The organism is Spiribacter salilacus (genome assembly GCF_009649225.1).
In the GTDB taxonomy this organism is placed as follows: Bacteria; Pseudomonadota; Gammaproteobacteria; order Nitrococcales; family Nitrococcaceae; genus Spiribacter; species Spiribacter salilacus.
The window spans coordinates 298,728-310,111 of sequence record NZ_WJPP01000002.1 but is presented as its reverse complement, the minus strand read 5'-3'; the positions used below and the strand labels follow the sequence as shown (position 1 = coordinate 310,111).

The following is an 11,384-nucleotide window of genomic DNA, read 5'->3' as shown; positions in this document are numbered from 1 at the left end:
GTTATCTTTAAAGAATGGACAGTCTATTGAAAAGTGATCAGTTCCGCATCCACCGCGAAGCCGTGATACCGCAAGAATCGGCTGGGCAGCGTCTTGACCAAGCGTTGGCCACGCTTTTTCCGGAGTATTCTCGCGCACGACTGCAGCGCTGGCTTAAGGCCGGCATGTTGGTTGTGGACGATACCTCGCCTAAAGGGCGTACGCCGGTGCAAGGTGGTGAGCATATTGTGATTGATGCAGAGCTGGAACAAGAAGGCCCGGTTTTAGCGGAATCAATTCCACTTGATGTAGTGGCAGAAGATGATGATGTTTTGGTGCTCAATAAGCCCGCGGGGCTGGTTGTACACCCGGGCGCGGGTAATCCCGATGGCACGCTGCAAAATGCGCTGCTCCATCATGCCCCCAGCCTAGCGGCCATTCCGCGCTCGGGTATTGTGCATCGGCTAGATCGCGATACCACGGGCTTAATGGTGGTGGCCAAAACGCTAACGGCGCATGCTGCCTTAGTTGAGCAGTTACAAACCCGCAGCATGGGCCGAGAATATTTAGCCTTAGTGAATGGTCAGTTTACCGCCGGTGGTACGGTAGATGCCCCGCTGGGCCGCCACCCGCGTGATCGCCTGCGCATGGCGGTGCGGAATGATGGCAAACCGGCCGTTACGCATTACCGAATGGTCGAGCGCTTTGCCGCCCATACTTTGTTACGGTGCAAGTTAGAGTCGGGCCGAACCCATCAAATTAGGGTGCATATGGCATCGATTCAGCACCCGATTGTGGGCGATCCGCTGTATGGCGGCCGCTTACGCCTGCCCCCAGGGGGTGATGAAACGATTAATCAGGCGTTACGGAGTTTTTCGCGCCAAGCACTGCATGCCGAGGCGCTCACCTTAATCCATCCACAAACGGGTGAAACCTGCCGGTGGGAGGCGCCCATGCCGGCCGACTTTGCCCAGTTACTGGAGGTGTTGCGTGGTGTTCATTCATCCTGATTGGGCTTTGCCCGTGCGGGCGGGGTTTACCTGCCGTGAAGGTGGCGTAAGCCAAGGCCCCTACGCATCGCTAAACCTCGGCATACATGTGGGCGACGACCCACAGGCGGTGATGGAAAATCGAGCACGATTATTGGCAACAGCCGACCTGGCCATGCCGCCACGTTGGCTGTCGCAGGTGCATGGGCATCAGGTGGTCAGCGCCGATCAGGTGATCTCTGATAAAACCCAAGCGGATGCGGTATGGACCGATCAGCCTGGCGTAGTCTGTGCCGTGTTAGTGGCCGATTGCGTACCGATTTTGTTGGCGGCAGCCAATGGTGGCTGCGTGGCGGCGGTACATGCGGGCTGGCGTGGCTTAGTCGCCGGGGTGATTGAGCAAACAATTGCGGCATTGCCGGTGTCTGCCCCTCAATTGCAGGCCTGGATTGGGCCGTGCATTGGCAAGGCCGCTTATGAAGTGGGCCCTGAGGTATGGCAAGCCGTTGAGGGAAATTCTGCTTCATCCCCGTCGGTGGGCTCAGAAAAACGCCACATAGATCTTTCTCAGGCCGCAGCCCGCCGTTTGCAGCAGGCCGGCGTTGCTCAGGTTCAGCAGGCGCATGCCTGCACGGCCAGCAATCCACAGCAATTTTTCTCTTATCGGCGTGACGGGGTAACCGGGCGATCGGCTGCCTATATTGCCATTGATTTGTAATTGGCTTACCCCGCCCCCATATCTCAGATAAGCAAACGCAAATGGTTTTTCTGAGGAGTGCTGCAAATGCGCATGGATAAATTGACCACAAAATTTCAGATGGCGATTGGCGAGGCGCAATCTTTAGCGCTGGGCCGAGACCATCAAATGATAGAGCCGGAGCATCTATTGGTGAGCTTGCTCGACCAAACTGGCGGTGGCATTCGGCCATTGCTTAAACAAGCGGGCGTGAATGTCAGTCAGCTGCGCTCTCAGCTGGGCGAAGGGTTAGATCGGCTGCCCACCGTGTCTGGTGCCGGGGGCGAGGTGCATCTATCCAATGACCTTGGCCGGGTATTAAATCTTACTGACAAACTCGCGCAACAACGCGGTGATCAGTATATCTCCAGCGAATTATTCGCTCTGGCCTTGCTTGATGACAACCGTAGCCGTGCGGCCGAGTTATTGCGCACAGCCGGTGCCGATCGTGCAGCCATTGAACGGGCCATCGAAGCCCAACGTGGCGGTGAGGCGGTGAACGACCCCAATGCCGAAGATCAGCGCCAGGCGCTAGAGAAATTTACAATTGATCTGACCGAGCGCGCCGAGCAGGGCAAGCTTGATCCGGTGATCGGCCGAGATGAAGAGATTCGTCGCACCATTCAGGTGTTGCAGCGTCGTACCAAAAATAATCCGGTACTCATCGGTGAGCCGGGCGTGGGTAAAACCGCCATTGTTGAAGGCCTTGCCCAGCGGATTATTAATGGCGAGGTGCCAGAGGCGCTAAAAGATAAGCGTGTGCTGTCGCTAGATATGGGTGCCATGGTGGCTGGCGCCAAATACCGGGGCGAATTTGAAGAGCGCATGAAAGGCGTGTTGAAGGATCTGTCTAAACAAGAAGGGCAGATCATCTTATTTATTGATGAGATTCATACCATCGTGGGCGCGGGTAAAGCCGAAGGCTCGATGGATGCCGGCAATATGCTCAAGCCCGCGCTGGCGCGCGGCGAGCTGCATTGCATTGGCGCGACCACCTTAGATGAGTACCGCACCAACATCGAAAAAGATGCCGCGCTGGAGCGACGCTTCCAAAAAGTGCTAGTCGATGAGCCGAGCGTAGAAGACACCGTGGCTATTTTGCGCGGCTTAAAAGAGCGCTACGAAGTGCATCATGGTGTGGAAATTACTGACCCAGCCATTGTGAGCGCGGCCACTTTATCGCATCGGTATATTACCGACCGCAAACTGCCCGATAAGGCCATTGATTTGATTGATGAGGCGGCCAGCCGTATCCGTATTGAAATCGACTCGAAGCCCGAGGTCATGGACAGGCTAGAGCGGCGGCTGATTCAGTTAAAAATTGAGCGCGAGGCGCTGAATAAAGAAACGGATGAGGCATCGCGCAAACGGCTGGCCACGCTTGAGCAAGAAATTGCGGATATTGAGAAGGAATACGAATCGCTTGAATCAGTCTGGACAGCCGAAAAGGCCGCGGTGGAAGGCACCCAAGGCATTAAGGAAAGCTTAGAAAAAGCGCGCCTAGAGCTAGAAACCGCTCGCCGAGCCGGTGATTTGGGGCGCATGTCTGAGCTGCAATATGGCCGTATTCCTGAGCTAGAGCAGCAACTGGAGGCCGCCGGCAGCGCAGAGTCTACGCCCATGACCCTGCTGCGTAGCAGCGTTACCGATGAAGAAGTGGCCGAGGTGGTGGCAAAGTGGACAGGCATCCCTGTCTCAAAAATGCTCGAAGGCGAGCGTGACAAGCTACTGCGCATGGAAGAGGCCTTAAGCGAACGGGTGATTGGTCAAACCGAGGCGGTGCAAGCGGTATCGAATGCCATTCGCCGCTCACGCGCGGGGCTGTCTGATCCTAATCGGCCCAATGGCTCGTTTTTATTCCTCGGCCCAACGGGTGTGGGTAAGACTGAGCTATGCAAAACGCTGGCCCATTTTCTCTTTGATACTGAAGAGGCCATGGTGCGCATCGATATGTCAGAGTTTATGGAAAAGCATTCCGTAGCCCGGCTGATTGGGGCGCCTCCCGGTTATGTGGGCTATGAGGAAGGCGGTTATCTCACCGAAGCGGTGCGGCGCAAGCCTTACTCAGTGCTGCTGCTGGATGAGGTGGAAAAGGCTCATGCCGATGTCTTTAACATCCTCTTGCAGGTGCTTGATGATGGCCGGCTAACCGATAGCCATGGGCGCACGGTAGATTTTAGAAACACCGTAATTGTGATGACCTCCAATTTGGGCTCGCATCTGATTCAAGAGCATGCAGGCGAGGCGCAGTATGACGAGATGAAGCGCCAAGTCATGGGCGTGGTCTCGCAGCACTTCCGCCCCGAGTTCATCAACCGAGTTGATGATGTGGTGGTGTTCCATCCGCTGGAGCGTGAGCAAATTCGCCGAATCAGTGAAATACAGGTGCGCTACTTAGCCGATCGCCTGCGTGATGCAGACATGGGCCTTGAGCTCAGCGATGCCGCGCTCGATATGATTGGCGAGGCGGGCTTTGACCCCACTTATGGCGCACGACCGTTAAAGCGGGTGCTCCAGCAGCGGGTAGAAAATGTGCTGGCGCAGCGGATTTTGGCGGGCGAATTCCAAGCCGGCGATACCATTCGAGTGGATGTGAGCGGCACGGATGAGCAGCGGGAGCTGACCTTTAGCCGTTAACCGTTGACCCAGCGCAACACGCTATCAAGCGCGCGCGTGGGCAGTGCGCGCTTGAGCCCTTTAAACAGATGTGTGGGCAGGGTGACGTGATAGCGTGGCTTGGGCTGGCTGGATTCCAGCGCGAGGACTAGCTTGCGAAAAACCGCCTCAGCGCCCAGCGTAAATGGCGGCTCCCCATCACTTTCAAGCCGTTCAATTACCTTGTGGTAAGCGCTTTGATGCACGCTGCTATCAACATTTACCCAGCGCTGAAATTTCTGCCAGCCATTGGCACGAAAGCGGCTGGTGACCGGGCCGGTTTGAATGAGCACTGCCTCAACCCCACTGCCGCGCAGCTCATGCCGCAGGGTATCGGTTAGCCCCTCCAGCGCGTATTTTGAGGCGTTGTAGGCACCGCGCCACGGCAGAGCAATAAAACCCAGTACTGAAGAATGCTGCACAATGCGCCCAAAGCCTTGCGCCCGCATGGTGGGCAGCACGGCACGCGTTAGCGAATGTGCACCAATTACATTGGTTTCAAACTGCTCGCGCAGTGCCTCGCGCGGTAAATCTTCCAGCGCCCCGGGCTGGCCATAACCCGCGTTATTAAAGATGGCATCCAGTCGGCCATGAGTTTGTGCAAGCACATGGGCAACGGCTTTTTCCACACTGGCTTGATCATCCACATCTAAATGCAGCGCATCGCTCAAGCCTGCATCGATTAGGGCATCGACATCTTGGTGTTGCCGGGCGGAGGCAAACACCCGCCAGCCGCGCTGTTGCAAGGCCAAGGCGCAGTGGCGCCCAATGCCCGAAGAGCAACCGGTGATTAAGATAACGCGACGATTAGCGGCATCACTCATTACCCGGCGCTGCCCTTGAGCTGTAGATCATTATGCGTAAGCGGCTCACCGCCATTCGCGGTCACGCGCACCGTATTACTTAAGCCAATGCCCCACTGCCCAGGCACTCGCAGCATCAACGGTAAGTGGAACACCATATTCTCCACAAAGGGCTGCTCGATGCCGCGAGCAATATAGCCTGATCCCTCCACCCAAGACGGCGGAAATTGAATGCCCACGGCATAGCCATAAACCCCTGAGAAAAAGGCCTGATCTGACACCGGCGCCAGCGCCGCATCGGCGGCGGCCGCGGCGGCATCAATGGTTTGGTTAGGGCGCATGTGCTCGAGCAAAGCGGCATGAATATCGCGGATGGCGGCGGCCATGGTTTGCATTTCGGCGGTGGGTGTACCGGCAACACGGGTGCGCATCATCGGCGCGGTGTAACGATGCCAGGCGGCGCCAAATTCTAAAAAGACGGGGTCGCCGTTGTTGACCGTGTGCCGTTGGTGATTGCAATGAATTACACTGGAGCGCCAGCCCGTGGTAACGATGGGCTGTAAGCTCATAAACTCACCGCCGGCCTCAATCATGGCCGCTGAGCCGAGCGCGGCGATGTGCTGATCGGTTACGCCCGGTTGTATGCCCGCTTCTGCTGCCTGAATGCCGGCTTCGGTAATGCTAGCGCTTTGCCTAAGCATTGCAATTTCAGCCTCGCTTTTTACGATTTTGATGGCATCTACAAGCCCTGAGGCATCGGCTAGAGAGAGGGTGGGCAGCGCGCTGGCTAGGCCATCACGAAAACCATTGCGTAGTGCTGGCCCCCAGTTATCGGTGCCCAGCCTTGCTTGGCGAAGCTGTAAGTCACTTAGCATTTCTGCCATTTGGCGGACTGCGCTATCGGCCCCTTCCCAGCGATAACCAAAGACTTGATCAACCCGGGCGGTGGTCACAGCCGGGCCGGTTTCGATAGAGGGCACTTGCAACAGCGCGCGCCCAGCACCCAAGAGCAAGGCGGTATGCACAGACACCTCAAAGGTGTTGTAGCCAGTCAAATAACAAATATCGGCCGCATCGGTTACCAACAGTGCATCGAGCCCCGCTGCTTGCATGGCCGCATCAACGGCGGCGCGGCGCGCGGCATATTCGCTTTCAGCAAATGGCAGCTCAAGCCGCCCTACGCGCTCAGCCAGCACGTCACGATATTGATTAAAATCCATTTCAGGCTCCTATTGTTATTGTTGACTCAAGCCAGTAGTACGGCAACGATGCCGGTAATGAAAACCCCATCAAATGTGCCCGCCCCACCAATAGAGGCCAGCGGAGAGCCCAGCGCCCGCACATCTTTTAAGCGCATTAAATCAGCCCCAATTAATACCCCTAAAGTGCCGCAAATGTAAGCTAATGGTGCGCTGCCCTCGGTATATAACGTTACCGCAATCACCGCGGCGGCAATCGGTGCAATTAAAATGGGCATGCCGATGCCTAGGCCCGGTACAGGCCGACTGCTCCAGTAACAAATACCCGACTGGATGGCGATGGCAATCAGCACAATAAACGCCGGTAGGGGGTTGTGGCGCAGCAAATACAACGAAAACGCAATCGGAATCAGCCCGCCGCCCACGTTAATGGCAATTAAGACTTTACCCTCTTGCAGATTACGCCCTAACGCGTTCATCCAGCGCAGCCGTTGCTGCCAAGCGGGGTCTGGCGCGCGTGTGGCATCAATAGTAAACAGGGGCAAATTAATGGTGCTGCCCACAATGGAGCTGATGAGTAACAACATGGCTGAGCCTTGCGAGAGCCCGAGTTTGTCAAACGCAATGGTCAATACGCCAACTTGGATGAGCGCAAAGAGCAGTGCAAATAGAAAAATAGCGCCAATAAACTGCATAGACTGCTCATTCTGCCACGGAACAGGCTAAACTATTCCAATTCCATGATGGTTAACTGTTGAGTGAGGAACGTTCAGTGCCGATTTACGAATATGTTTGCAAAAGCTGCGATCATGAATTGGAAGCCATCCAGGGGATGAGTGATGAGCCACTCACCGATTGCCCTGCCTGCGGCGCCGCTGCGCTAGAGCGCAAAATTTCCGCCGCTGCCTTTCGCCTTAAGGGCGGTGGCTGGTATGAAACCGACTTTAAAAAAGATAACCGCCGCAACATTGCCGGCGAAAATAAACCCAAGGCGGATAAGCCTGCCAAGAAGGCAGATAAGCCGGCGAAGTCAGACAAATAGGCGGCTAGCGCTTGAAGATTTCACGATCATAAAGTGCTTCTTTACAAAAGATGACCGCCGCAACAGTGCAGGTGGGGACTACCACTTCAGCCCCTAGGTAAATTCATGCAAATTGGCAGAGCGATTCTCAATCTGCATAAATTTTCCTAGAGGCCTGACTAGCACTACCCCAACCCCAACCCCAACCCCAACCCCAACCCCAACCCCAACCCAACCCAACCCAACCCCAACCCCAACCCCGAAACACTAATAACTGCCAGTTCCCCCTTCCCTTCCCCCGTCTCACCCCTTAACATTTGGGCTTTTGTCAAAGGCGGTTTTCAAGTCATGCGCACCCACTATTGCGGCGAAGTTTCTGAGGGTTTACTTGATCAAGAAGTAGAAGTTTGCGGGTGGGTGCATCGGCGGCGTGATCATGGTGGCGTTATCTTTATTGATCTGCGTGACCGAGAAGGTTTGCTGCAGGTGGTGTTTGATCCTGATCGTGAAGCAGCCTTTGCTACGGCCGATCGCGTGCGGCCCGAGTGGGTGCTGAAAATTAAAGGCCGGGTTAGGGCGCGGCCTGAAGGCACCATCAATACCACGCTGCGCTCTGGTCAAGTTGAGGTGCTGGGGCTGGAAGTTGAGGTGCTCAACGAGGCTAAAACGCCGCCTTTCCAGCTGGATGAAGACGGGGTGGGTGAAGATGTTCGCTTGCGCCATCGCTATATCGATTTACGCCGGCCCGAAATGCAGCATAACTTGCGCAAACGCGCGCAGGTTACGGGCTTTATGCATCGTTTTCTCGATGATCAGGGCTTTGTTGATATTGAAACCCCCATGCTTACCCGGGCCACGCCTGAGGGCGCGCGCGACTTTTTAGTGCCAAGCCGACTGCATGCGGGCAGCTTTTATGCATTGCCTCAGTCGCCGCAGCTCTTTAAGCAGCTGTTGATGATGTCGGGCTTTGACCGTTATTACCAAATTGTGCGCTGTTTTCGTGATGAAGATTTGCGCGCTGATCGTCAGCCCGAGTTTACACAGCTGGATATCGAAACCTCATTTATGGATGAGGCAGGCATTACTGGGCTGGTCGAGAAGATGGTGCGTGAGCTCATGGCAGAGGTGGCGGGTATTGAGCTGCCTGATCCCTTCCCGCGTATGACGTATGCCGAGGCCGTAGAGCGGTTTGGTATTGATCGGCCGGATCTACGCATTCCTATGGAGCTGGTAAGCGTGGGCGATCTGCTAGCCGATGTGGAATTTAAAGTGTTCTCTGGCCCAGCAAACGACCCCCGTGGGCGTGTGGCCGCGCTAAAAGTGCCAGGTGGCAACGCGCTTACGCGTAAGCAAATTGATGAATACACCCAGTTTGTGGGCCGCTACGGGGCCAAGGGGCTTGCCTACATTAAGGTGAACGATCCATCGCTAGGCGCCGAGGGCCTACAGTCGCCCATTTTGAAATTCCTACCGGAGTCGGCAATTGCTGAAATTCTGCAGCGCACGGGCGCGCAGGCGGGGGATCTGATTTTCTTTGGCGCTGACAAAGCAAAAGTCGTGAACGACGCGCTGGCCGCATTGCGCGTGCAGGTGGGGCATGACTTAAACCTGGTGGCCGATGAATGGCGGCCGGTGTGGGTGCTTGATTTCCCGATGTTTGAGTATGACGAGGCGGATGGCCGCTTTTACGCCCTGCATCATCCGTTTACAGCGCCGCAGGTTGACTCGGTAGAAGCCTTTGAATCTGCAGACCCAGAAGCCCTGCTATCTCGTGCCTATGATTTAGTCCTAAATGGTACGGAGTTAGGTGGGGGATCCATTCGTATTCATCGCCCTGAGATGCAGTCTGCCGTGTTTGCACGGCTGGGTATTGATCAGGCAGAAGCACAGGAGAAATTTGGCTTCTTATTGGATGCGCTTGACTACGGCGCCCCGCCGCATGGCGGCATTGCCTTTGGGCTTGATCGCATCATTATGTTGATGACCGGCGCAGGCTCCATTCGAGATGTGATGGCCTTCCCTAAAACGCAAACGGGGGCGTGTTTGCTGACAGAAGCACCCGCAGCAGTTGATGCAGCAGCGTTAAACGATCTACACATTCGGGTAAACCCGATTTTAAAGGGTTAATTTTTTCGACTTTCTAACTAAAAAGTGGTAAACCTTTCGCATTAGCTGAGAGGAATTGCCGCATGTCGGGTAAAATTTGGGGGTCGTTAGCGCTCGTCGTTGCGTTAGCGAACGTCGGTGGAGGTGCGGCCTACGCACAAGAAATTGACCCGTCGGTCATCAGACCAGAAATATCACCGCCCATTCAGGCACCGCGTGAGGCGCCCGAGTTTTTGCTCGATGGTGGGCCATTGCTGGGTGTTGAGCCAGGGGGTGGCACCTTTGAGCTTGAGCAAATCACCCTTACTGGCAATACGTTATTTGATGACGAAACGCTGCAAGCGCTTGTGGCAGATCGGATTGGTGAGCAAACCGATTTCTCAGATCTTCAAGACTTAGCCAACACCATTAGCGCTTACTACCGAGAAAATGGCTATCCCTTTGCGCGCGCCTACCTGCCCGCTCAGGATATTCAAAATGGTGAGGTGGCTTTCGAGATTCTTGAGGGCCGGTATGGAGATGTTGCTGCGGTCAATGCGCCCAGTGCTACCCCGGCAATGGACTTGCAGGCCCGGCGCAACCGTGCCGTTGCCGATGTTCTAGAAACGCTAAGTGAGCATTTTGATGATGACGAGCTCGGTGAGGTGGTGGGCTCAATTGATGCATTATTCGATCAGCAGATGGAGTCTTTGGAAGACGACTATGCCGAGTTTGACCAGGCCTTAACGCCTAATCCGCAAGCGCAGCGCTATACCCAGCCGCTCCAGCCCGATGAAGTGATTGAGTCGGATGAGATTGAGCGGGTTGCCTTAATTCTTAACGATATTCCTGGTTATACCGCCGTGCCGGTGGTTCGTCCCGGTGAACGGCGCGGCACGGGTGATCTTGAGGTGCGCATGATTGAGTCTGACACCTGGGTCAGCTCTGCTGGGCTTGATAATCAGGGCAGCACAAGCTCGGGGCGTAATCGCGCGCGAGTTGACTTGGCGCGGGCTCGTAACTTTGTGTTTGGCGATCAATTAAGCCTAACGGGTCTGCTCACCGACGAAGAAACCTGGCTGCTCTCCACCAACTACAGCTTGCCTGTGGGGGCTTCTGGTTTACGGCTTAACGCCAATCTTTTGGTCAGTAATTACGAGCTGGGTGCCGGTGAGTTTGCCGGTATTGCCGATGGCGGTACCAACCAGGCGGGCCTGAGCTTGTCTTATCCGCTGCTGCGCTCACAAAGCCGCAATCTGACGGCCAATTTGGGCGGTAATGTGATTGAGCACACCAATAATCGTCTAGACGAAGAGGAAACCTACAACACCCTAACCGTGCCAGTGAGCGTGAACTTTGATTGGCGCGATGGCTTGGGTGCCGGTGGGCTGACGTACGGCGCTCTGCGCGTGCAGTACAACCAAGTCTCTGACGATCAGCGCATCAGTGGGCCAGATGATAACTATGGACTGGTGGCGTTTGATATTGCCCGTGCCCAGCGCCTAGCAGATCGCTGGCAAGCATTGGTGCGCCTGTCCACTCAATACACCGATGCCAATATCGATAGCTCTAATTTCCTTTCGCTAGGCGGGTTTAACGCCGTTCGCGCTTATCCGGTGGGGGAGTTTAGTGGCCGCCGGGGTGCCGTGATGCAGGCGGAAGTCAGTCATAACATGCCGCGCTACTCTGCCACGCCTTATGCATTTTTCGATATTGGCAGAGCCGAGCGAATTACCACTGACGATTTAAAAGAGTCGCGCACCCTCTCCGGTTATGGGGTTGGGCTGCGTTACAGCAATTTTGGGTTGAGCTTCGATTTATCTGCCGCGTGGAATGCCAGCGGCGGAGAATCGGTGGCAGAACCGGGTGAAGACTGGCCATGGGTTTGGTTTTCTCTAACGCGAGAGTTTTAAAGAT

The 11,384-nt window shown here is 55.5% G+C and carries 9 protein-coding genes; 6 read left to right on the top strand and 3 right to left on the bottom strand.

Annotated features, from left to right (window positions below):
* Positions 1-26: 26 nt before the first annotated feature.
* The 3 genes from rluD (at position 27) to clpB (ending at position 4,341) form a co-directional block, all read left to right on the top strand.
* The gene (gene rluD / locus GH984_RS04445) at positions 27-989 is read left to right on the top strand and encodes a 23S rRNA pseudouridine(1911/1915/1917) synthase RluD (RefSeq protein ID WP_253939118.1); all 963 of its coding nucleotides are present in this window, start codon (positions 27-29) and stop codon (positions 987-989) included.
* A complete protein-coding gene (gene pgeF, locus GH984_RS04440) occupies positions 970-1,686 on the top strand; it encodes a peptidoglycan editing factor PgeF (RefSeq protein WP_369691935.1) in 717 nt (238 codons plus the stop codon). Before rluD ends, pgeF begins: the two co-directional genes overlap by 20 nt.
* Positions 1,687-1,758: 72 nt before the next feature.
* Entirely contained in the window at positions 1,759-4,341 is a 2,583-nt protein-coding gene (gene clpB / locus GH984_RS04435; protein WP_153718994.1) for an ATP-dependent chaperone ClpB, read from the top strand.
* Here the strand turns inward: clpB and GH984_RS04430 are convergent.
* Genes GH984_RS04430 through GH984_RS04420 form a run of 3 tightly spaced genes read right to left on the bottom strand, consistent with a single transcriptional unit; the run spans position 4,338 to position 7,056 of the window.
* Entirely contained in the window at positions 4,338-5,183 is an 846-nt protein-coding gene (locus tag GH984_RS04430) for an SDR family NAD(P)-dependent oxidoreductase (protein ID WP_153718993.1), read from the bottom strand. The genes clpB and GH984_RS04430 overlap by 4 nt on opposite strands.
* The gene (locus GH984_RS04425; RefSeq protein WP_153718992.1) at positions 5,183-6,382 is read right to left on the bottom strand and encodes a M24 family metallopeptidase; all 1,200 of its coding nucleotides are present in this window, start codon (positions 6,380-6,382) and stop codon (positions 5,183-5,185) included. The genes GH984_RS04430 and GH984_RS04425 overlap by 1 nt, the downstream gene beginning before the upstream one ends.
* Before the next feature lie 26 nt (positions 6,383-6,408).
* Positions 6,409-7,056, bottom strand: a complete 648-nt coding sequence (locus GH984_RS04420; protein WP_153718991.1) for a DUF1614 domain-containing protein — start codon at positions 7,054-7,056, stop codon at positions 6,409-6,411.
* A 77-nt stretch (positions 7,057-7,133) separates the two neighbouring features.
* Here GH984_RS04420 and GH984_RS04415 point away from each other — a divergent pair, with 77 nt between their 5' ends.
* From GH984_RS04415 to GH984_RS04405, 3 genes are all read left to right on the top strand, one after another.
* Positions 7,134-7,403 (top strand): FmdB family zinc ribbon protein, encoded by a 270-nt coding sequence (locus GH984_RS04415; protein WP_369691956.1) that lies wholly within the window; start codon positions 7,134-7,136, stop codon positions 7,401-7,403.
* 327 nt (positions 7,404-7,730) lie between these two features.
* Complete coding sequence (gene aspS, locus GH984_RS04410) at positions 7,731-9,509, top strand: aspartate--tRNA ligase (RefSeq protein WP_153718989.1); 1,779 nt, start codon at positions 7,731-7,733, stop codon at positions 9,507-9,509.
* Between the two features lie 62 nt (positions 9,510-9,571).
* Entirely contained in the window at positions 9,572-11,380 is a 1,809-nt protein-coding gene (locus GH984_RS04405) for a ShlB/FhaC/HecB family hemolysin secretion/activation protein (protein WP_153718988.1), read from the top strand.
* Positions 11,381-11,384 lie beyond the last annotated feature (4 nt).

Bases quoted from the DNA above. Each gene is read 5' to 3' on its own strand.
- clpB (WP_153718994.1), top strand. From the start codon at position 1,759: ATGGATAAATTGACCACAAAATTTCAGATGGCGATTGGCGAGGCGCAA.
- GH984_RS04430 (WP_153718993.1), bottom strand. From the start codon at position 5,183: ATGAGTGATGCCGCTAATCGTCGCGTTATCTTAATCACCGGTTGCTCT.
- GH984_RS04425 (WP_153718992.1), bottom strand. From the start codon at position 6,382: ATGGATTTTAATCAATATCGTGACGTGCTGGCTGAGCGCGTAGGGCGG.
- GH984_RS04420 (WP_153718991.1), bottom strand. From the start codon at position 7,056: ATGCAGTTTATTGGCGCTATTTTTCTATTTGCACTGCTCTTTGCGCTC.
- aspS (WP_153718989.1), top strand. From the start codon at position 7,731: ATGCGCACCCACTATTGCGGCGAAGTTTCTGAGGGTTTACTTGATCAA.
- GH984_RS04405 (WP_153718988.1), top strand. From the start codon at position 9,572: ATGTCGGGTAAAATTTGGGGGTCGTTAGCGCTCGTCGTTGCGTTAGCG.